Source organism: Phytopseudomonas straminea, assembly GCF_900112645.1.
In the GTDB taxonomy this organism is placed as follows: Bacteria; Pseudomonadota; Gammaproteobacteria; order Pseudomonadales; family Pseudomonadaceae; genus Aquipseudomonas; species Aquipseudomonas straminea.
Genome location: NZ_FOMO01000002.1, coordinates 698,414 through 718,875, shown reverse-complemented (window position 1 = coordinate 718,875; position 20,462 = coordinate 698,414). Strand labels below are relative to the sequence as shown.

Sequence of the window (20,462 nt, the reverse complement as noted above, 5' to 3'; positions counted from 1 at the left end):
TCCGTCGTTATCATGGCGGCCGTCAAAAAACGGCCATCGAAATACGGAACTGCCATGAACGAACAACCAAGCACCCTCTATGCCAAATTGCTCGGAGAAACCGCCCCCATCACCTGGCAGGAGCTGCAGCCGTTCTTTGCCCGCGGTTCGCTGCTCTGGGTCGACAGCGATCAGGACCTGATCGAGGTAGCCGAAGCGGTTGCCGAGAATCGCAAGGATGAGGTTGCTGCATGGCTAGATGCCGGGCGAATCGCGGTGTTGGACGATAGCCGTGCGCAAGATCTGCTCGCCCGCGATCCAGCATTGTGGGCCGTGGTCGTCGCACCCTGGGTACTGGTGCAGGAGCGCGCCGAAAAGAAGCGCTGAGTTCAAACGAGCGTATCAAGCCCTCTGCCATGGGTATTTGCAGTGCTCGGTGTGTGTCGAATATGCCCACTATTGGTGCTTTATGTGCGCTTTTGTGGTGCGCGCTCAGGTTCGCATCATCATGCGCCGCGACGGTCTATGTTGAGGAGTCCGATGCCGATCGTGGTTTCGGTCGATCCTTCAGCGTAGGAGACAGCACATGTTCGAGCCTGGCCATTTTCATCGCAGTAACAGCGTGGCGACTGGTGAAGTTCCGGTCTATGCCATCGACCTGCATTACGACATTCGCCAGGATGCGGCCGAGGGGCCGATGCTGCAGATGTCCATGAAGGGCGGGATCGACGGTACGGCATTCGAGGAGGCCTTCGAGCTGCACCGTGATACCGCCTTCAATTTCGCCAGTGTGGTCAGTCGCCTGGCCCACAGGCACGGGCTGCCCACCAGCGTGGTGCTGATCAGCCACGAGCACGAGGAATTCGATCAGATGTTCGAGGACATTCGTCACCGTCTCGATGCCCATAGTGGCGATCCGGTTGACCTTGATCACCTTGAAAAGGACGGCCTGTAGAGTCGTTATCACCGCTAGTGCCGTTTCCGAGACGGCCAACCGAGGAGTCGTGCATGAAGCTATCCGCCAATCTGACGATGCTGTTTACCGAGCGGCCCCTTCTCGAACGCATCGTCGCTGCTGCAGCCGCGGGCTTTGACGGTGTGGAAATCCAGTTTCCCTATGAGTTGCCGGCGCTGCGCCTGAAGGACGAATTGGAGCGGGCAGGGCTGCCGCTGGTGCTGATGAATTTCCCGGGCGGCGACTTTCTCGACGGCGGGCCTGGTCTGGCGGCAGTGCCGGCGCGCCAGTCGGCGTTCGATGAGGCGCTTCAGGATGCGCTGACCTACGCGGCGATGGTGCGGCCCTGCGTGGTCAATGTGCTGCCCGGGCGGCTGGCCGAAGGCGTTTCCCGCGAGCAGGCGCTGGAGACATTGGCCGGAAATATCCGCAAGGCGGCCGAAGCGTTCGGTTTACTGGGCATCGGTGTGGTCAGCGAGGCGATCAATCCCATCGACATGCCCGGCTTTCTGGTCAACACGCCGCAGCATCTGCAGGCGCTACTAGCTGCAGTCGACCACGACAATTTCCGGGCGCAGCTGGATATCTACCATATGGCGCGGCAGAGTATCGATCCGGTGGTTGCGGTCGAGACACTGGCCGGTCGAATCGGTCATGTGCAATTCGCCGATTGTCCGGGGCGCGGTGCGCCAGGCAGTGGATCTATGGATTTCGTCGCGGTGCGCAATGCGCTCAAGAAGGCCGCTTACCGCGGCTGGCTGGGCGCCGAGTACCGCCCCGAAGGGGGCGATACCCGTGCCAGCCTGGGCTGGATGACCGCGTGGCGGTCAGTTGACCAAGGGTGAGGTAGCGCCGAGCGGCGCCACTTTGAGCGCCTGGTTGTCATGTTTTGGCTGGGGCGGTGCGCTCTGCTTGTAAGCATGGCGCCACAGCGGGTGCTGTTCGGCCTGTTGCCATAGCTGCGCGTGCAGGCGGGCCATCAGCACCGGGTCGCTGAGCAGCGCCAGCTTGCGTTTGCCGTCGAGCTTTTTCGGGCCCAGCTCCAGAGCCTCGTTCAGGGCGCGCTGACGAGCCTGTTCGAGCAGCGGCGCCTGGCCGTGACGGGCGGTGGCCATGGCGCAGGCCAGAGCATTGGGGAAGGGTCGCAGCACTGCTTCGATAAAGCCGTTTTCCATCGCGTGCTCGCGGTTGTGCCGCGTGTAGGCGTAGGTAGACAGCAGCTCCTGAGGCGGATTGGATTCCTCGGGAATCAGGAACAGCTTGGCCTTCTTGCTGCCCAGGCCCAGGCTCAGGCGGCTGGAAAACACCGACACCGGGATTGCCAGCATCAGCGACCCGACGATCGGCGACAGCCACCACAGGAAGTTCGGGTCCAGCCAGGCTACGCCTGCCGTCCAGACCACGCCCAGTAGCGCCTGCCAGCCGTGACGACGGGTAGCGTCGCCCCAGGTGGTGATGCCGTTGTCACGCTGCGGCGAGTTCCAGGTGGCGGACCAGCCTAGGAACGCGGCGGTGACGAACATTGTGTGGAACAGCATGCGTACCGGCGCCAGCAGCACCGAGAAGAGCATCTCCAGCAGCATGCTGACGGTCGCCTTGAAGGCGCCGCCGTAAGCCTTGGCGTCCTTGACCCAGATGAGGATCACGGCAAGCAGCTTGGGCAGGAACAGCAGGGTCAGGGTGGTGGAAAACAATGTCACCGCCAGCTGTGGATTCCAGCGTGGCCACACCGGGAACAGCTGGCCGGGCACCAGGAAGTATTGCGGCTCCATCAGCGTATGGATGGCCAGTAGCGCCGTGGAAAGCAGCAGGAACATGAACCACAGCGGCGCCGACAGGTAGGACATCACGCCGGTCAGGAACACCGCGCGGTGCACCGGATGCATGCCCTTGACCAGGAACAGGCGGAAGTTCATCAGGTTGCCGTGGCACCAGCGGCGGTCGCGCTGCAGCTCGTCGATCAGGTTGGGCGGCAACTCTTCGTAGCTGCCCGGCAGGTCGTAGGCGATCCATACGCCCCAGCCGGCGCGGCGCATCAGCGAGGCCTCGACGAAATCGTGAGACATGATCGCCCCAGCGAACGAGCCCTTGCCCGGCAGCGGTGCCAGGGCGCAGTGCTCGATGAACGGCTGCATGCGAATGATCGCGTTGTGGCCCCAGTAATGGGATTCACCCAGCTGCCAATAGTGCAGGCCGGCGGTGAACAGCGGGCCGTAGGCGCGGGTGGCGAACTGCTGCAGGCGCGCGTACATGGTGTTCATGCCGGCGGCTTTCGGCGAGGTCTGGATGATGCCGGCCTGGGGGTTGGCCTCCATCAGGCGTACCAGCTTGGTCAGGCATTCGCCGCTCATCACGCTGTCGGCGTCGAGCACTACCATGTAACGGTAATCACCGCCCCAGCGACGGCAGAAGTCGTCGATGTTGCCGCTCTTGCGCTTCACGCGACGACGCCGGCGGCGGTAGAAGATATTGCCGAAGCCTTCGGTCTCCTGGCACAGCTCCAGCCAGGCGCGTTGCTCGGCCACCGCGATGTCGGCATCGCCGGTATCGCTGAGGATGAAGAAGTCGAACTGGGCGAGTTCACCCGAGGCCTTCACCGACTCGTAGGTGGCGCGCAGGCCGGCGAATACCCGGGGTACGTCCTCGTTGCAGATCGGCATGATGATCGCGGTACGCGCGGCGGCGTCGATCGGCTCGTCGCCTGCGCTGCTGCCGGAAATGCCGTAGCGGTCGTAACCGCGCATCAATTCCCAGAAGCCCATCAGGGCCGTCCAGAAACCGGCTGAAACCCAACAGAACAACAGCGAGAACAGCGCCAGAATGCTGCCCTGCACCAGATAAGGCAGCACCTGGAAGAAACTCTCTTGCCAGCCCTGGTCCATCACTTCCTGCAGATTGATCAGCGCCCAGCCCTGGTAGGGCAGGATGCTGTTCATGTACCAGGTGGCGACGGCGGTCTGGCTGAGCATCAGAATCAGCAGCACGTAGCGGCGCAAGGATCCGACCCGACGCCAGCGCGCCGGCTCCAGCTCACGCTTTGGCGGGCGTGGCGGGTTGCTCTTGCCGAACAGTGCACGGAAACCGCGGGTCAGCAGGTTGGTGCGCCACGGCTCGGGGGTCATCTTGGTGCGATTGAGCGGCGGGGCCGCGCGCAGGATCGGGCGCCCGGCGGCATCGAGAGACAGCAGGCCTTCGGCCTCCAGGGGCCGGCCAGCGCCGAGTTCGACACGGCGCACGGCGGATCGATGCACAGCCTCTTCGGCCTCTGCCGTCTGCACGCCGCCCAGGCGGCTATGCAGTTCGGTGAAATCACGGCTGTCAGCCAGGGCTTCGCGCTCGGTGGCACTCAGAGGCAGGCTGTCCAGGTACTCGTCCAGGGCGGACTGCTCGGTGGTCTTCATTGCGGGGCAACCGTGTTGGGCGGGAGTTGATAGCTCCAGGTTTCGCTGAGGGTCTTGTCACCCTCGACCAGAGCCGCGCGCATTTCTACCGCTTGCTTGGGATCCTTGACCTTGAAACGCACCGTCATGCGCCAGCCTTTAGTGGCTTTGTTGTATTGCAGGTGATTGTCCAACACTTCGGCGTTGTCGTTGATGCTGAAGTTGCTGGCGACTGCCGCGTCAGGTTTGAGGGCTTCCAGGGACGGGCCTTCGAAGTCCACCAGCAGGGCGACGCTGCCGTCGAGCTTGCGGGTCAGGTTGGGCTGCTTGACCTCGCCGGCGCTACGCATGGTCTGCTTGACCCAGGCCAGATCCGGGCCAAGCTGGGCGCGCTCGTCCTTGGTCCAGTGCATGCGGTAGTCGAACTCCATCGGCTCGCCAGGCTTGGGCTGTTCGTCAGGCGTCCAGAAGGCGACGATGTTGTCGTTGGTTTCATCCGGCGTAGGGATTTCCACCAGCTCGACCTTGCCCTTGCCCCATTCGCCCTTGGGTTCTATCCACACGCTTGGGCGCTCTTCGTAGTGATCGTCCAGGTCTTCGTACTGGGCGAAGTCGCGGCCGCGCTGCAGCAGGCCGAAACCTTTCGGGTTCTCGACCTGGAAGGTGCTCACGCCCAGGTTCTGCGGGTTGTTCAGCGGGCGCCAGATGTGCTCGTCGCTGCCGGTATGGATGGCCAGGCCGTTGGCATCATGCAGCGCCGGGCGGTAGTTGGCCTTGGCCGAGCGCTGGTTGCTGCCGTACAGGAACATGCTGGTCAGTGGCGCGACGCCGAGCTTGGTGACGTTCTCGCGCAGGAATACCTTGGATTTGACGTCGACGATGGCGTCCTTTCCCGGGCGCAGGATAAAGCGATAGGCGCCGGTGGCGCGTGGCGAGTCGAGCAGGGCGTACATCACCAGGTGCTTGTCGCCAGCTTTCGGGCGCTCGATCCAGAACTCGCGGAAATACGGAAATTCCTCGCCGCTGGGCAGCGCGGTGTCGATGGCCAGGCCGCGGGCCGAGGTGCCGTAGACCTGATCCTTGCCGACCACACGGTAGTAGCTGGCGCCGAGCACACTCATGATCTCGTCGAGCTTGTCCTTGTCGTTGATCGGGTACATGACGCGAAAGCCCGCGTAGCCCAGATCCTTGGTGGCGTCCTTGTCGACCTTCACGTCGCCGAAGTCGAAGCGCTCGGGGTCGTACTTGATTTCGTTGACGCTGGTGGCGGTCACTTCGTTGATCTTCACCGGGGTCTCGAAGTGCATGCCCTGGTGGTAGAAGCTCAGCTTGAAGGGTGTCTTGCTGCCGGCCCATTCGTACTTGTCTTCACGGGCCTTGATCTGCTGGTAGTCCTTGAAGGACAGGGTGCGCAGCTCATTGGGCAGGTTGCTGGCAGGCGCCGTGTAAGGTTTGTCCAGTAGCCCCTTGGCTTGGGAGGCCACATCATCGAGGGAGAAAGCCAGCACCTGGGCACTGAACAGCGAGGTGGTGCAGGCCAGGCACAGCGCAGCTGGAAGCATGCTGTGGCGGACAGATGCCTTGACGGTCTTGAGGATCACGGATCCCTCCCAGAAAACAAAAGAAAACAGCGGCACGGTCGCCGAACATCTCCTTCCGACCGTCGGCGCTGCAGATGATTCCTAGGAATTTCCTTTCCTTCTGCTCAGTTTGTGCTACGTCGAACCGGCAACCACTTCAGTAGTCGTTTGCGGGTCGGTACCACGGCGTTTTCCTGAGCCCAGACGCAGAGTATCACTGTCAGCAGCAGGAACAGTGGGTAGAAGACGATGGACAGATGCTGCTCGCCCGCGCGCACCGCGCACTCGGACCAGTTGGCGAAGCACTCACCGGAGGCTACACCCAGCAGCATTTCCGAGCGCGAGAACAGCGTGAAGGCCGGCACATGCAGTACGAACAGCGGCAGCGAGGCCGCGCCCAGGCGCTGGGACCAGCGTTGCACTGTGCTGCTGGCAGGCGAGGGTGCCAGGGCGCAGAGGTAGATCAGCATGATCTGCGCCGGCAGCAGCAGGCCGTTGTGCAGCAGGTAGTACCAGAATTGTGGCCCCTCGATCAGCCAGGCAGTGCCGAGGAAGCAGCCCAGCACGAAAGCGATCATCAGCCCCACGCCGCCAGTGCCCTGCGTGCGCCCGGCGTCCTGCATGTCGCGAAAAAGGCCGTAGGCGAGGATGCCAGCGAGAAATTCGGGCAGGCGCACCAGCGGGTTGCGGTGCAGGATGCCGGTGAACGGCATGCCGTAATCACCGTTGAGAATCACCAGCGTCGGCGGAATCAGGTAGATCAGGGTGATCACGCCCAGCCACAGCACCTTGTGCTTGAGACGTGCCAGGCGCGGCGCAACGAACGGGAAGGTGAGGTAGAAGAAGAACAGCGTAGAGATTGACCATAGCGGTGCGTTGAAGGTCAGGTAGAAGGGGTTCCAGGCCTGCAGCATCAGCAACTGCAACAGGCTGTTGAAGGCCAACTCGCCGTTGCTCATGAAGTGTTCGAGGCTGTCGAGGGCGATCTGGGTCCTGTCCTCGTTGGTGTCGTAGACCACGAAGCGGATACTGGCCTTGGTGTCGTCCGGCGGGATACCCAGGTGGCTGATGACGAAGATGACGGCGATGGTCAGCAGCAGCGAGAAGATATGCAGTGGATAGAGGTTGGCGAAGCGCCTGCTCCAGAAGCTCACCGCCGGCTCGCGCATCTGGCCGCGCTGGCAATACACGTGGGCGAGCAGAAAACCGGAAAGCACGAAAAAGGTACTGGTGGCGAAGAAGCCCGCGCCGCTGAGCTGCTTGACGATCGGCAACTGCTGTTCGGGGTAGTTGTGCAGGGTGTGAAAGACCACGATATACAGGCCGAGTATGAAGCGCAGCCATTCGAGCCCGATGAAATGTTCCTTGTCGCTGCGGGGCATCCCCGTTCTCCTTCTGTCGACCATCGCCCGGGCATGGCGTGATCTGCACAGGCCAGATGCTGCACAGCCTCACGGCGGCCGGGTCAGCTTCTGACAGCAGCATTCGGGTTTCGATCTATCGATTTGCCAGCAGGCCGGTAGCGGGAAGGGCATCGGGACGGCGGGCACCTGGTCTGGCAGCCCGCCGCGGCAGTGGTCAGTCGAATAGCACCTTGGCCACGTCGCTGAAACGCTTGGCGAAGTGCACGGTGATGCCCTGCTTGAGGTATTCCGGCAGCTCCTGATAGGAGCCACGGTTGGCCTCGGGCAGTATCAGCTCGTGGATCTTCTGGCGACGCGCGGCGATGACCTTCTCGCGCACCCCGCCGATGGCCAGCACCTGGCCGGTCAGGGTCAGTTCGCCGGTCATCGCTACGCCCTTCTTCGGCGCCTGGTTGCGGGCCAGGGAGAGCAGGGCGCTGGCGATGGTGACGCCGGCGCTCGGACCGTCCTTGGGCGTGGCACCTTCGGGCACGTGCATATGCACGAAAGCCTGGTCGAAGAAGGTCGGGTCGCCCTTGAAGGTTTTCAGGTGCGAGCTGACGTAGCTGTAGGCGATCTCCGCCGACTCCTTCATCACTTCGCCGAGCTGGCCGGTGAGCTTGAAGCCGCGGTTCAGTGTGTGGATGCGTGTCGCCTCGATCGGCAGCGTGGCGCCGCCCATGCTGGTCCAGGCCAGGCCGGTGATCACGCCGACACCGGAAAGCACCTGCTCGCTGCGAAACACCGGCATGCCCAAGTAGCCCTCCAGATCCTTGGCGGCGATCTTGACCTTGGTGTCGCGGTCGTCGAGCAGCTTGACCACCGCCTTGCGCACCAGCTTGCCGAGCTGTTTCTCCAGCTGGCGTACGCCGGCTTCGCGGGCATAGCCCTCGATCAGGGCGCGCAGGGCGCTGTCGTTGATCGACAGTTGCTTGGCCGACACGCCGGCCTTGTCGAGCTGCTTGGGCCACAGGTGACGCTTGGCGATGGCCAGTTTTTCCTCGGTGATGTAGCCGGACAGACGAATCACTTCCATGCGGTCGAGCAGCGGGCCGGGGATCGAGTCCAGGGTATTGGCGGTGCACACGAACAGCGCCTTGGACAGGTCCAGGCGCAGATCCAGATAGTGGTCGAGGAATTCGACGTTCTGTTCCGGGTCGAGGGTTTCCAGCAGCGCCGAGGCCGGGTCGCCCTGAAAGCTGCTACCCATCTTGTCGATCTCGTCGAGCATGATCACCGGATTCATCACCTCGACTTCCTTGAGCGCCTGCACCAGCTTGCCGGGCAGGGCGCCGATATAGGTGCGGCGATGGCCCTTGATCTCGGCCTCGTCGCGCATGCCGCCGACCGAGAAACGGTAGAACGGCCGGTCCAGGGATTCGGCGATGGACTTGCCGATGCTGGTCTTGCCCACGCCGGGCGGGCCGACCAGCAGCACGATGGAACCGGCGATCTCCCCCTTGAAGGCGCCGACGGCAAGGAACTCGGTGATGCGCTGCTTGATGTCGTCCATGCCGGCGTGGTGATCGTCGAGTACCTTGCGGGCGTGCTTGAGGTCCAGCTTGTCCTTGCCGACCACGCCCCAGGGCACGCTGGTGGCCCAGTCCAGGTAATTACGGGTGACGGCGTACTCTGGCGAGCCGGTCTCCAGTACCGAGAGTTTGTTCATCTCCTCGTCGATGCGCTTGCGGGCCTGCTCGGGCAGGGTCTTGCCTTCCAGGCGCTGTGTGAACTGCTCGGTGTCGGCGCTGCGGTCATCCTTGGTGATGCCCAGTTCCTGCTGGATGATCTTCAGCTGTTCCTTGAGAAAGAACTCGCGCTGGTGCTCGCCCACCGAGCGGTTCACCTCGTCGGAGAGCTCGTTCTGCAGGCGCGCGACCTCGACTTCCTTGCGCAGCAGCGGCAGCACCTTTTCCATGCGCTTGAGAATCGGCACGGTGTCGAGCACTTCCTGTAGCACCTTCGATTGCGCGGTGGTGAGCGCCGCAGCGAAGTCGGTGAGCGGCGAGGGATCGTTGGGGCTGAAGCGGTTGAGATAGTTCTTCAGCTCTTCGTTGTACAGCGGGTTGAGCGGCAGCAGCTCGCGGATCACGTTGATCAGCGCCATGGCGTAGGCCTTGACCTCGTCGCGCCCATCATTGGCGTTACGCGGGTATTCGACCTCGGCCAGGTACGGCGGGCGGTGATGCTTGAGCCAGCCACGAATGCGCACGCGGGTCAGGCCCTGGGCGACGAACTGCAGCTTGCCGTCGTCGTTGCTGACATGGTGCACACGCACCACGGTGCCGTGCTCGGGCATGCTGGACGTATCGAAATGGCGGGGATCGGTGACCGGCTTGTCGACGTAGAACAGGGCCAGGGTCTTGTGCTCGGTCTTGCTGACCAGTTCCAGGGTTTCCGCCCAGTGCTCCTCGTTGACGATCACCGGCAGCACCTGCGCCGGGAAGAAGGGGCGGTTGTGGATTGGAATCACATAGAGTTTGTCCGGCAGGTTCTGCCCGGGCAGCATCAGGCTGTGGCTGGTTTGCTCCGAAGCGATCTCGATATCGTGCGGGTCGTTCATGCGGCACCTGTCCATTGACGTTGAAGGTTAGATGGGGCGCCGCCGGCTTTTTTCAACATTTATTAGTGACTGCGCCGTTTCGCTTGTCAGGCCTGGTTTGGCGCCTGCCGGGCCTCCTGTCGCCGCCCATACAGTTTTGCGTGGCAACGCGGTAGAGTGCGCGCGTTGCCCATCGAGTCGCGAATCATGCTCAACGCCCGCCTCATGCGCCTGGACGATCAGGCCCACGAACACACTCACGACCACCACCAGCTGGTGATGTCAGTGTCCGGGCGTGCCGAATTCGAGGTGGTTGGGCGCGGCGGCGAGGTGTGCCGCATGCGCGCCTGCCTGGTGCCGGGTGATGCTGACCATCAGTTCGCTGGTATTGGCGACAACCGCATGCTAATCGTCGACCTCAATGAGCAGGACATGTCCAGCGAGGACCTGCAGCTGCTAGGCCATCTGTTCGACACGCCGCGTTACCCGCAACTCGATGCCGACTTTCAGCATCTGCTCAGCTATGCCGGCTCTGAACTGGAGCGTTACGGCAGCGACCCGCTGCTGGCGCGCTCGCTGGGTGGCGTGTTGCTGCGCGCCCTGCACCTGAGGGTATTTGGCGAGCAGTCCGCGCGTGGCCATGGCTCGCTGGACGTGCAGCGGCTCGATGGTTATATCGCCGACAATCTGGCGCGGCGCATCAGCGTGGCCGAGCTGGCCCATGTCGCCTGCCTGAGCCCTAGCCACTTTCACGCCCAGTTCAAGGATAGCGTCGGCCTCACGCCCCATCAGTACCTGCTCAAGGCACGCCTCGATCGCGCCACGCGCCTGTTGCGTGGCAGTGGCTTGCCACTTGTGCGCATCGCCGAGGAGTGCGGCTTCTCCAGCCAGAGCGCGCTGACTACCGCCATGCGGCGTTACCTGGGGCTGACGCCCAAGCGTCTGCGCGGCAACGAATAAAACTCTGGATCAGCCTTTTCGGACTGTTTCTTTCGATAGTGGCTTTTTGCCTATTCGCGGCGTCATTAAAGCTCGAACTTCTTCTGCATCACGTCTAATCTTCCTGCAGACCTTCCTTAATCAGCGAAGAGGCGCTTATGTGGCCTCGCGGTAAGGCTGAGTAGCCCTTGACGAGCTCCCATGACTAGACGTTTCTTTATCGCTGTACACCTGTATCTGTTCGGCGCGCTGTGCACCGCGCAGGCTGCCAGCCTGCAAGGCGAAGTGGTGGACACCAAGGGCGCACCGCTGGCCGACGCCGTGGTGACGCTGCGTGGCGCTGCAGTTTCCAGCACGGCAGCCGCCGGCAAAGCGGTAATGGACCAACAGGATATGCGCTTCGTACCCAGCGTGCTGGCCGTGCGCAGCGGCACCGCGGTCACCTTTCCGAACCGCGACGACATTCGCCATCAGGTCTATTCGTTCTCGCCGGCCAAGCGCTTCGAGCTGCGCCTTTACCAGGGCACGCCGAGTGAGCCGGTGGTTTTCGACAAGCCCGGCCTGGTGGTGCTGGGCTGCAATATCCATGACTGGATGGTGGGCTACATCTACGTTACCGATGACCCCTGGTTCGCCGTCAGCGATGCCCAGGGCCGGGTTAGTTTCGACAACCTGCCGGCCGGCGAATATCAGGTCACCCTCTGGCACTCGGCGCTGCCCGACATGCTGCCCAAACAGGCCGAGGCCTTGAAAGTCGGCGATGGCGCCATGGCGCCGCGTTTCAGCCTGCCGGTCGATGCTGCCAGCGTCAGCGAACCACCGGGCGCACCGCCCAGCGCCTTTGGCGATGCCTTCAAGAAAGCTTTGGATCATGGTTCGCACTAGTTTCCAGGCGCGCATCGCCATCGTGCTGATCTTGCTACCGCTGGTGGTGATCGGCGCGCTGTATTTCGCCGTGCAGGCGGCCACCAATGCCTCGATCCGCACCCAGGCGCGTGAGCAGCTTGAAGTCGGTACCAGTGTATTCGGGCAGTTACTCGATACCCACGCCCGCCAGCTACGTGATGCGGTGCAGGTGTTGACCAGCGACTTCGGCTTCCGCGAGGCCGTGGCCAGTGGCGACGAGGCGACCATCCGCTCGGCGCTGTTCAATCATGGCGCGCGGATCAACGCCGGCGTGGTGATGATGTTCGACATGGACGGCAAGCTGACCGCTAGCACCTCGGCGCCGCCGTCCGTAGCCCAGACCGAGCAGATCAACCGGCAGTTGAACCGTCAGGGACAGAGTATTCTCATGCCCTTCGACGGACAGATCTATCTGCTGGTGCAAGCCACGATCAACGCGCCACTGCCCATTGCGCGCCTAGTGACCGGTTTTGCCATTGATGATCGCTTCGCCCACGAGCTCAATCAACTGACGCACCTGGAACTGAGCATCATCGGCAGCATGGACGGCCAGCCGGACGTGTTCGTGAGTACTCTGCAAGACCTGCACAAGATCACGTTCGATGGCGACAGCGGCGAGGTTATGCATGGTGATGAGCCCTTCCTGGTACAGCGTCTGGTGCTCGGTAGTGGTGACGGCTTTCGCGTGCAGGCACTGCTGCAACGTTCGCTCGAACAGGCCCGTGGCTCGGTGGTTGCGCTCAATAAGCAGATCCTGCTGATCGCCGTGGCTGCGTTGGTGGCGTCCCTGATGGGTGCATTGTTGCTGGCGCGTAGCCTTTCGCGGCCGATTCGCCACTTGGCTGGTGCCGCCGAGCGGGTCGGCCAGGGTGATTACGAGGTGCCGTTGGCGCTCGACCGCGGTGATGAGCTCGGCAGCCTGGCCAAGGCGTTCCAGAGCATGCAGCAGGGCATCGCCGAACGTGAGCGGCAACTGGCCCATAACGCCCTGCATGATCCGATGACCGGGCTGCCCAATCGCAACCTGGCGCTCGAGCGCTTGAGCAGCGCGATCATGGCTGATCGGCATATCGCCTTGCTGTATGTGGGTATCGGCAATTTCCGCACAGTCACGGAAAGCTGCGAGGCCGGCGGCGGTGATCGGGTCATGCAGCAGTTGGCCAACCGCCTGCAGATGGCATTGCGGCCGTCCGACAGCCTGGCGCGACTGCATGGCGACGAGTTCGTGCTATTGCTTGATGGTGCTGATGTCGACAGCGCGGTGGCTACTGCCGACCGCGTGCAGCAGTTGTCTATGAAGCCCTTTCGTATCGATAACGTGGATATCGCTCTGGATTGCCACATCGGCATTGCTGGCTACCCCAGCGACGGTGTGACGCCTGAAGAGTTACTGCGTCGTGCTGGTATCGCCATGCAGGACGCTGGTCAGCTGCCGGGGCGCATCCAGGTTTACGAAAGTGGTCGTGACGCTGTCCAGCAGCGTCAAGTACAACTGATCCGTGACTTGCGCCACGCCGCTCAGCGAGAGGAGCTGCTGCTGCACTACCAGCCCAAACTGGACGTGCGTAATCCCTCGCGTATCCAGGCCGAGGGCCTGCTGCGCTGGCAGCATCCGCAATTCGGCATGGTCTCGCCTGGGGAGTTCATCCCTATCGCCGAGCGCACCGGTAGCATTCAGATTTTGACTGCCTGGGTGATCGAAGAGGGTGTGCGTCAACTGCAGGAGTGGCGTCAGCGTGGGCTCATGGTGCAGTTGTCGTTGAACATTTCCACGGATGACCTGATCGATGCTGAGCTGCCCTACCGAGTTGGCCAGCTGTTGGCGCATTATCGGGTTCCGGCCTCGCAACTGATCTTCGAAATTACCGAAAGCGGTGTGATGCTCAATCCAGCAGTAGCCTTGCAGGTTCTCCACGGGCTGCGCGAGAAAGGCATTGGTCTGTCGGTGGATGACTTCGGCACCGGCTACTCTTCTCTGGCACAGCTCAAGCGCATGCCAGTGCAGGAGTTGAAGATCGACCAGTCCTTTATTCGCGACCTGGACGATACCAGCGAAGACGCGGTGATCGTCCGTTCCACCATCGAGATGAGCCACAGCCTTGGCCTCAAGGTGGTGGCCGAAGGTGTCGAACTGCAGCGCAGCCTGGACCTGCTCGACCGTTGGCAGTGCGACAGTGTGCAGGGTTACCTGATCAGCCGTCCGCTGGCGCCGCAGGCCTTCGAGGCCTGGATGCAGCGTCCGTTAACTTCTCCCGTTTCTCTGGTGCATTGACCATGTGGCTATCGCAATTGATTGGCGCCCTTCTGGTGGGCATGTTCACCTCGGCTGCCTTGGCCGGCGAAGGTCGCCTGCTCGCCACCGGCGGCGCCAGCAGCATTGAAGGCCCTGCCGGCGGCGGCATCACGCCCTGGGCGGTATTGTCCGGCTATGGCGAGAAGGGCGAGTGGGGTGCCGACGTGTTTGCCACGCGGGTGGAAACCGGTGATTACCGTCTGGATGTGGCTGGCGTATCGGCGGCCTATGACAACCGCATCGAACTCTCCTACGCACGCCAGCGCTTTGACCTTGGCACGCTGGCCCGTGACCTGAGCCTGCCGGAAAACAGCCTTAGCCAGGATATCTTCGGCATCAAGGTGCGGTTGTTCGGCGACCTCATCTACGACCAGTTGCCACAGGTTTCCCTGGGTATTCAGCACAAGCGCCAGAAGGACTTCCTCATCCCCAGCCTGGTCGGCGCCAAGCGTGATGAAGACACCGAAGGCTACCTGACTGCCAGCCGGCTGATCCTCGGCGGCGCCTTCGGCTACAACCTGCTGCTCAACGGCGGTGTGCGCTACAGCCGGGCCAACGAGCTGGGCCTGCTAGGTTTCGGTGGCGACCGCCGCGACCGCCGCTCGGTGCTCAAGGAAGGTTCGGTGGCCGTGCTGCTCAACCGAGAATGGGCCGTGGGCGCCGAGTACCGGGAAAAGCCGGACAACCTCAGTTTCGCCGGCGAGAGCGACTGGGCCGACCTGTTCGTCGGCTACTTCCCCAGCAAGCACCTGGCCATCGTGCTGGCCTACGCGCGCCTCGGCGAGATCGCCACGCTGGATAACCAGAATGGCGCCTACCTGTCCGTGCAGGGGAGTTTCTGAGCATGCTGCGTTCATTCTGTGTTGCGCTACTGGCGCTGGTATTGATCGGCTGCGCGCAGCAGCCAGCCAAGGATGACAGCTTATATCGTGACCTGGGCGAGAAACCCGGCATCAACCGCATCGTCGAAGGCATGCTGCTCAATGTGGCGGGTGATCAGCGTATCGCGCCGTTCTTCGCCAAGGTGGATATCGTCGGGCTGCGTGACAAACTGGTCGACAAGTTCTGCGTGATTGCCGGCGGGCCTTGCGTCTATACCGGCGACTCTTTGGAGGAAAGCCACAAGGGCCAGAATCTGTCGCCCAGCCACTTCAATGCCTTGGTCGAGAACCTGCAGGCCTCGATGGACAGCCAGGGCGTGTCGACGCCGGTGCAGAACCGCCTGCTGGCCCGCCTGGCGGCCTTGCGTGGGCAGGTGATCGAAAAGTAGAGACCTCATGACGAAAAGGGGCGATGGGGGTAGAGTCGCCGGCTATCCCGAGCCTCTAGTTGTGAGCCGATCATGTCCGTTACCTGGCACTGCAAGCACCACACCGAATTGACCAAGACCGAGCTGTACGCCGTGCTGGCGCTGCGTACCCAGGTGTTCGTGGTCGAACAGAACTGTCCGTACCTGGAAGTCGATGGCCGCGATCTCGAAGGTGACACCTGTCACCTGCTGGGCTGGCGTGGCGATGAACTGGCGGCTTACCTGCGTCTGCTCGACCCGTCGCTCAACGACGGCGAAGTGATTATCGGCCGTGTCGTCACTGCACCCAGCGCCCGCGGCACCGGTCTCGGCCACATCATGATGGAACAGGCCCTGCTGGCCTGCGGGCTACGCTGGCCAGGCCTGCCCGTGTACATGTCCGCCCAGGCGCACCTGCAGGGCTACTACGGCCGCTACGGTTTCGTGGTGGCGACCGATGAATACCTGGAAGACGATATTCCCCATATCGGGATGCGCCGGGTGCTGTAAGCACTGTTACCCCAGTCACCTGTAGGAGCGTGCGGGCGCTCAGTCCATGGGCGCGATGCCTCATTCTCACCGGACTGAGTGCGCTAGGAAATCCCCACCAGTTTCTTCGATCTCGCAAAATCCACCGCTCGTAGGATGGGCGAAGCCCATCAAAACCCTAGGCAAACCACAGCTGCCGAGCGCTGCATCCCGCCTCAATGAAAATCCCGACTACGCACATCCAGCCCCACCAGCCAGTCGGTCAGGTCCACCAGCCGCCCCGCGATCACATGCCTTACCCCGTTGGCCGCTTCCAGATGCCCGTCGATCCGCATCAGCCGTGATTGCAGCAGCGTCTTGCGCTGGCGCTCGGCCAACTCCAGGCGCACCAGCACATTGATCATGCCGAACTCGTCCTCTAGGGTCACGAAGGTCACGCCGCTGGCGGTTTGCGGGCGCTGGCGGCCGATCACCAGGCCGGCCACGCTGACCATCCTGCCGGGCTCCACATGCTCCAGCTCACGGCGGCTGCGGCAGCGTGCGGCCCTGAGTTTGCCGCGCAAGAGCGACAGCGGATGTGGGCCGAGGGTGGTGCCGAGGGTCGCGTAGTCGGTCAGCAGGTTCTCGCCGACGCTGGGGCGCGGCAGGCTTATGGCGGCTTCCTGCTGGGTGGGTAGGCTGGCGAACAGCGGCAATTGCGGCTCCACCCCGGCGATGGCCCAGCGCGCCTGGTGGCGATGGCCGACCAGGGCCTGCAGAGCGCCCGCGTCGGCCAGGCGCGCGCGGGCATTGTTATCCAGGTGGGCGCGCTGGCACAGATCGGCAATATCGCCGAATGCCGCCTGCTCGCGGGCGGCGGCGATGCGCAGCGCCGCATCCTCGCGAAACCCCTTGACCAGGCACAGGCCCAGGCGGATGGCCGGCTGCGGCTTGCCGATATCTTCCAGGGTGCATTCCCAGGCGCTGTAGCGCACGTCCACCGGGTGGATGCGCAAGCCATGGCGGCGTACGTCCTGCAGCACCTGGTCGGGGTTGTAGAAACCCATCGGCCAGCTGTTGATCAGCGCGCAGGCGAAAGCCGCCGGCTCGTGGCACTTGAGCCAGCAACTGGCGTAGGTGAGCAGGGCGAAGCTGGAAGCATGGGACTCGGGAAAGCCGTAGCTGCCGAAGCCCTTGATCTGCTCGAAGATGCGGTTGATGTATTCGATGGGGTAGTCCTTCTCGAGCATGCGCCTGGTCAGCCGCTCGCGGTGCGGCTCCAGGCCGCCATGACGCTTCCAGGCAGCCATGGCACGGCGCAGTTCATCTGCTTCGCCGGGTGAGTAATCGGCGGCGATGATCGCCAGCTCCATCACCTGCTCCTGAAACAGCGGCACACCCAGGGTGCGCTCGAACACCGGCTGCAATTCCTCGGAGGGGTAAGTGACCGCTTCTTCACCGGTGCGGCGGCGCAGGTAGGGGTGCACCATATCGCCCTGGATCGGCCCCGGCCGCACGATGGCGACCTGAATCACCAGGTCATAGAAGGTCTTCGGCCGCAGGCGTGGCAGCATGGCCATCTGCGCGCGGGATTCGATCTGGAACACCCCCAGGGTATCGGCGCGGCTGATCATCTCGTAGGTGGCTTTGTCCTCGGCCGGCAGGCTGGCCAGCGTCCAGCGTTTGTTGCGGTAGACGGCCAGCAGGTCGAAGCAGCGGCGCAGGGCGCTGAGCATGCCGAGGGCCAGCACGTCCACCTTGAGCAGGCCGACGGCGTCGAGATCGTCCTTGTCCCACTGGATCACGGTGCGCTCGGCCATGCTGGCGTTTTCCACCGGCACCAGGGTGTCGAGCGGCGTCTCGGAAATCACGAAGCCGCCGGGGTGCTGGGAGAGGTGGCGGGGAAAGCCGATCAGCTCGCCAGCCAGCACCAGCACTCGGTGCAGCACCTTGCTCTGCGGGTCGAAACCGGCCTCGCGCAGGCGTTCGGCATCGGGAATGCCGTCGCTCCAGCGGCCGCAGCAACCGGCCAGGGCGTTGATCTGATCGGGCGGCAAGCCCAGGGCCTTGGCCACGTCGCGAATCGCCCCGGCGCCGTGGTAGGTGCTGACCACCGCGGTCAGCGCCGCGCGCTCGCGGCCATAACGGCGGAACACGTACTGGATGACTTCCTCGCGGCGGTCGTGCTCGAAATCCACGTCGATGTCCGGCGGCTCGTTGCGCTCGCGGGACAGGAAACGCTCGAACAGCAGGCGGCTGCCCTTGGCCATCGGGTTCAGTTCGGTGATGCCCAGGGCGAAGCACACCGACGAGTTGGCTGCCGAGCCACGTCCCTGGCAGAGAATCGATTGCTCGCGGGCGAAGCGCACGATGTCGTGCACGGTCAGGAAGTAGCTCTCGTAGCTCAGCTCGCTGATCAGCGCCAGTTCCCTTTCGATCTGCGCCCGCGCCTTGTCGCTGATGCCATCGCCCCAGCGCCAGCGGATGCCGTCCTCGACCAGGTGGCGCAGCCAGGAGTTTGGGGTATGCCCGGCCGGCACCAGCTCGTGGGGATACTGATACTTGAGCTCATCGAGATCGAACCGGCAGCGCTCGGCGATACCCAGGGTTTCGGAGAGCAGTTCGGATGGATACAGCTCGGCCAGTTCTTCACGGCGGCGCAGGTGGCGCTCGCCATTGGCGAACAGGTAGGCGCCGGCCTCGGCCACGGGCAGGTGGTGATGGATGGCGGTCATGCAATCCTGCAGGGCGCGGCGGCCACGGGCATGCATGTGCACGTCGCCACAGGCCACGGCAGGGATGCCCAGTTGCCGGGCCAGGCCGAGGCCATGTTGCAACAGCGCTGCATCGTCGGCGCCGCGGTGCAGCTCTAGGCCCAGCCACAGGCGCTCGGCAAAGCGCTCGCGCAGCCAGACGCCGGCCATGGCGTCGTCGTTCGCGCGTGGCAGCCAGATGGCCAGCAGTCCATCCGGCGCCTCGGGCAGGTCTTCGTCGAGCAGGATGTAGCGGCCCTTTTCCGCACGCCGTCGGGCACGGGTGATCAGCGCGCAGAGGCGCTGGTAACCAGCGAGGTTCTCGACCAGCACGATCAGCCGGGCACCGCTCTCCAGGCGCAGTTCGCTGCCGACGATCAGCTTCACACCATGCTCCTTGGCGGCCTGCCAGGCGCGCACGATGCCGGCCAGGGTGCATTCGTCGGTGATCGCTAGGGCGCGATAGCCGAGCAGCTTGGCACGTTCGAACAGTTCGGCGGCGCTGGAGGCACCGCGCTGGAAACTGAAGTTCGACAGGCAGTGCAGCTCGGCGTACTCGTGCAGGCTCATGCGAACCAGCCGTGCAGCCGCAGCGGGCCGTCTTCACCGACGCTGCGAAACGCCCAGCCGCGCTGGCCGCTGCGCGTTTCGATCAGGTAATAATCGCGACGCACGTCCTCGCCATCCCACCAGCCGGATTCGATCCGCTCGGGGCCGCTGAGAATATGCAGCGGCTCACGCAGCACTTGGGGCTCCGGCAGCAGCCAGCTGGGCCGGGCAGCGCTCGGGCTGGGCAATGCAACGTGGCTGGTAGCCGTGCGCCAGGCCTTTTCCGGGCGATGGTCGGCATGGGCGGCCAGGCCTTGCACGGCGTCGTCACCCAGGCGTGCGCGCAGGCGTTCACGCAGTTGCTCCCAGCCCAGGGTTTGTTGCGGTCGGTCCTCGAACAGCGCCTGGTGCTGTGGTACGAAGGTCGGCAGGTCGCGGGCCACCAGGCGTAGCGCCAGCACCGGTGACGGCAATTGCAGCTGCTCCAGGCGGCCGCGGGTGAATTCCAGCAGCATGCCCGCTTCTCGCTCGGCACTGAGCAGGCCGACGGGCAGCAGGCTGTCGTCACCGTCACGGTGCTCCAGGTGCAGCACGAAACGCTGCACGCCGCAGTCCCGGCCTGCCAGGTAGGCGGCCAGGTCCGCGGTCAGGCGCCGCAGCGGAAACAGCAGGGCCTGGGTTGATTCCACTTCGAAGTGCAGCTCCAGCCGGCTGTCGAACACATCTGGCGGGCGGTAGTACTCCAGCGCCAGCGGGCGCAGGCCCATCAGGGTATCCAGGCCGGCCAGCAACTCCGGGGGGAAGCGCCGCGCCAGGCTGTCGCGGGGCAGCGCCTGCAACTGGCGCACCTGGCGCAGACCCATGCGCGCCAGCGTGGTGACCAGATACTCGGGCAGGCCGATGCGATCCAGGGGCATGGCCGCCAGCCGCTCGCGCAACGCCTGCTCGTCGGTGATAGCCAGGCCATCATGCAGGTTGGCGAGCATGCGCGCCGCGGCAGGGTGATGCGCCAGGGTGATGCGATGGCGAAAGCCCAGCGACGTCAGCTCCTCACGCAGGCGTGCCTCAAAGCGCGGCCAGGGCCCGAACAGCGACAGGCTCGATTGCACCTCGAGCAGCAGGCAGCGCGGATAGTGCAGGCTCACCTGGGAGCTGAAACCGTAGGCCCAGGCCGCCAGGAAGCTGCGCCAGCGCTCGATGTCGGCGGGGTCGTACTCGGCGCTGGTGAACGCGCAGTTCAGGGATTGCGCCGCCGTCAGGGGCAGCCCTGGGCGCAGGCCGAGCGTTCGTGCAGCCGGGTTGACCGCCTGCAGCATGCGCCGCTGGGGCGTGCCGCTCAGCAGCACCAGCGGCGCGTTGGCCTCTTCACGGCCACGCAACACGCCGTCCATGGCCAGTTGCGGCAGCAGGATGCACGCCCAGCGCAT

General features: G+C 63.8%; 15 protein-coding genes. 9 read left to right on the top strand and 6 right to left on the bottom strand.

All coding sequences use genetic code 11. From position 1 onward, the window contains the following. The first annotated feature begins 54 nt into the window (after positions 1–54). The 3 genes from BM279_RS07460 to BM279_RS07450 all read left to right on the top strand — a co-directional run bounded on the left by BM279_RS07460 (position 55) and on the right by BM279_RS07450 (position 1,779). A complete protein-coding gene (locus tag BM279_RS07460; protein WP_093502385.1) occupies positions 55–366 on the top strand; it encodes a DUF2288 domain-containing protein in 312 nt (103 codons plus the stop codon). Between the two features lie 199 nt (positions 367–565). Beyond that, entirely contained in the window at positions 566–934 is a 369-nt protein-coding gene (locus BM279_RS07455; RefSeq protein WP_093502383.1) for a DUF5064 family protein, read from the top strand. 53 nt (positions 935–987) lie between these two features. After that, positions 988–1,779, top strand: a complete 792-nt coding sequence (locus tag BM279_RS07450; RefSeq protein ID WP_093502380.1) for a hydroxypyruvate isomerase family protein — start codon at positions 988–990, stop codon at positions 1,777–1,779. On the opposite strand, the gene mdoH is transcribed toward BM279_RS07450, so the two are convergent. The 4 genes from mdoH to lon form a co-directional block, all read right to left on the bottom strand. Beyond that, the gene (mdoH, locus tag BM279_RS07445; RefSeq protein ID WP_093502378.1) at positions 1,762–4,335 is read right to left on the bottom strand and encodes a glucans biosynthesis glucosyltransferase MdoH; all 2,574 of its coding nucleotides are present in this window, start codon (positions 4,333–4,335) and stop codon (positions 1,762–1,764) included. The genes BM279_RS07450 and mdoH overlap by 18 nt on opposite strands. After that, the gene (locus tag BM279_RS07440; protein ID WP_143103570.1) at positions 4,332–5,876 is read right to left on the bottom strand and encodes a glucan biosynthesis protein G; all 1,545 of its coding nucleotides are present in this window, start codon (positions 5,874–5,876) and stop codon (positions 4,332–4,334) included. Before BM279_RS07440 ends, mdoH begins: the two co-directional genes overlap by 4 nt. Positions 5,877–6,019: 143 nt before the next feature. Further along, positions 6,020–7,276, bottom strand: a complete 1,257-nt coding sequence (locus BM279_RS07435; RefSeq protein WP_093502374.1) for an acyltransferase family protein — start codon at positions 7,274–7,276, stop codon at positions 6,020–6,022. A 196-nt stretch (positions 7,277–7,472) separates the two neighbouring features. Further along, the gene (gene lon / locus BM279_RS07430; RefSeq protein WP_093502373.1) at positions 7,473–9,860 is read right to left on the bottom strand and encodes an endopeptidase La; all 2,388 of its coding nucleotides are present in this window, start codon (positions 9,858–9,860) and stop codon (positions 7,473–7,475) included. A gap of 186 nt (positions 9,861–10,046) precedes the next feature. On the opposite strand from lon, the gene BM279_RS07425 reads away from it, so the two are divergent. From BM279_RS07425 to BM279_RS07400, 6 genes are all read left to right on the top strand, one after another. Beyond that, entirely contained in the window at positions 10,047–10,799 is a 753-nt protein-coding gene (locus BM279_RS07425) for an AraC family transcriptional regulator (protein WP_093502371.1), read from the top strand. 180 nt (positions 10,800–10,979) lie between these two features. After that, complete coding sequence (locus BM279_RS07420) at positions 10,980–11,663, top strand: methylamine utilization protein (RefSeq protein WP_093502370.1); 684 nt, start codon at positions 10,980–10,982, stop codon at positions 11,661–11,663. Beyond that, complete coding sequence (locus tag BM279_RS07415; RefSeq protein WP_208604528.1) at positions 11,647–13,956, top strand: bifunctional diguanylate cyclase/phosphodiesterase; 2,310 nt, start codon at positions 11,647–11,649, stop codon at positions 13,954–13,956. The genes BM279_RS07420 and BM279_RS07415 overlap by 17 nt, the downstream gene beginning before the upstream one ends. Then, on the top strand, positions 13,953–14,819 hold the full coding sequence (locus tag BM279_RS07410; RefSeq protein WP_425272668.1) for a DUF3034 family protein: 867 nt from the start codon (positions 13,953–13,955) through the stop codon (positions 14,817–14,819). The genes BM279_RS07415 and BM279_RS07410 overlap by 4 nt, the downstream gene beginning before the upstream one ends. Before the next feature lie 2 nt (positions 14,820–14,821). Continuing rightward, entirely contained in the window at positions 14,822–15,247 is a 426-nt protein-coding gene (locus BM279_RS07405) for a group I truncated hemoglobin (RefSeq protein ID WP_093502365.1), read from the top strand. 72 nt (positions 15,248–15,319) lie between these two features. Further along, positions 15,320–15,775: a GNAT family N-acetyltransferase gene (locus BM279_RS07400; RefSeq protein ID WP_093502363.1), complete on the top strand. Its 456-nt coding sequence runs from the start codon at positions 15,320–15,322 to the stop codon at positions 15,773–15,775. A 194-nt stretch (positions 15,776–15,969) separates the two neighbouring features. Here BM279_RS07400 and BM279_RS07395 read toward each other — a convergent pair whose 3' ends face one another. Both BM279_RS07395 and BM279_RS07390 read right to left on the bottom strand, forming a co-directional pair. Next, positions 15,970–19,056 (bottom strand): error-prone DNA polymerase, encoded by a 3,087-nt coding sequence (locus BM279_RS07395; protein WP_093502361.1) that lies wholly within the window; start codon positions 19,054–19,056, stop codon positions 15,970–15,972. Beyond that, positions 19,053–20,462 carry a Y-family DNA polymerase gene (locus BM279_RS07390; RefSeq protein ID WP_093502359.1) on the bottom strand — a complete coding sequence of 470 codons (1,410 nt, stop codon included), beginning with the start codon at positions 20,460–20,462 and terminating at the stop codon, positions 19,053–19,055. The genes BM279_RS07395 and BM279_RS07390 overlap by 4 nt, the downstream gene beginning before the upstream one ends.

Excerpts from the sequence above, each read along its gene's own strand:
- lon (WP_093502373.1), bottom strand. The coding sequence starts at position 9,860 with ATGAACGACCCGCACGATATCGAGATCGCTTCGGAGCAAACCAGCCAC.
- BM279_RS07420 (WP_093502370.1), top strand. The coding sequence starts at position 10,980 with ATGACTAGACGTTTCTTTATCGCTGTACACCTGTATCTGTTCGGCGCG.
- BM279_RS07460 (WP_093502385.1), top strand. The coding sequence starts at position 55 with ATGAACGAACAACCAAGCACCCTCTATGCCAAATTGCTCGGAGAAACC.
- BM279_RS07400 (WP_093502363.1), top strand. The coding sequence starts at position 15,320 with ATGTCCGTTACCTGGCACTGCAAGCACCACACCGAATTGACCAAGACC.
- BM279_RS07440 (WP_143103570.1), bottom strand. The coding sequence starts at position 5,876 with ATGCTTCCAGCTGCGCTGTGCCTGGCCTGCACCACCTCGCTGTTCAGT.
- BM279_RS07425 (WP_093502371.1), top strand. The coding sequence starts at position 10,047 with ATGCTCAACGCCCGCCTCATGCGCCTGGACGATCAGGCCCACGAACAC.
- BM279_RS07390 (WP_093502359.1), bottom strand. The coding sequence starts at position 20,462 with ATGCGCTGGGCGTGCATCCTGCTGCCGCAACTGGCCATGGACGGCGTG.
- BM279_RS07450 (WP_093502380.1), top strand. The coding sequence starts at position 988 with ATGAAGCTATCCGCCAATCTGACGATGCTGTTTACCGAGCGGCCCCTT.
- BM279_RS07435 (WP_093502374.1), bottom strand. The coding sequence starts at position 7,276 with ATGCCCCGCAGCGACAAGGAACATTTCATCGGGCTCGAATGGCTGCGC.
- BM279_RS07405 (WP_093502365.1), top strand. The coding sequence starts at position 14,822 with ATGCTGCGTTCATTCTGTGTTGCGCTACTGGCGCTGGTATTGATCGGC.
- BM279_RS07395 (WP_093502361.1), bottom strand. The coding sequence starts at position 19,056 with ATGAGCCTGCACGAGTACGCCGAGCTGCACTGCCTGTCGAACTTCAGT.
- mdoH (WP_093502378.1), bottom strand. The coding sequence starts at position 4,335 with ATGAAGACCACCGAGCAGTCCGCCCTGGACGAGTACCTGGACAGCCTG.
- BM279_RS07455 (WP_093502383.1), top strand. The coding sequence starts at position 566 with ATGTTCGAGCCTGGCCATTTTCATCGCAGTAACAGCGTGGCGACTGGT.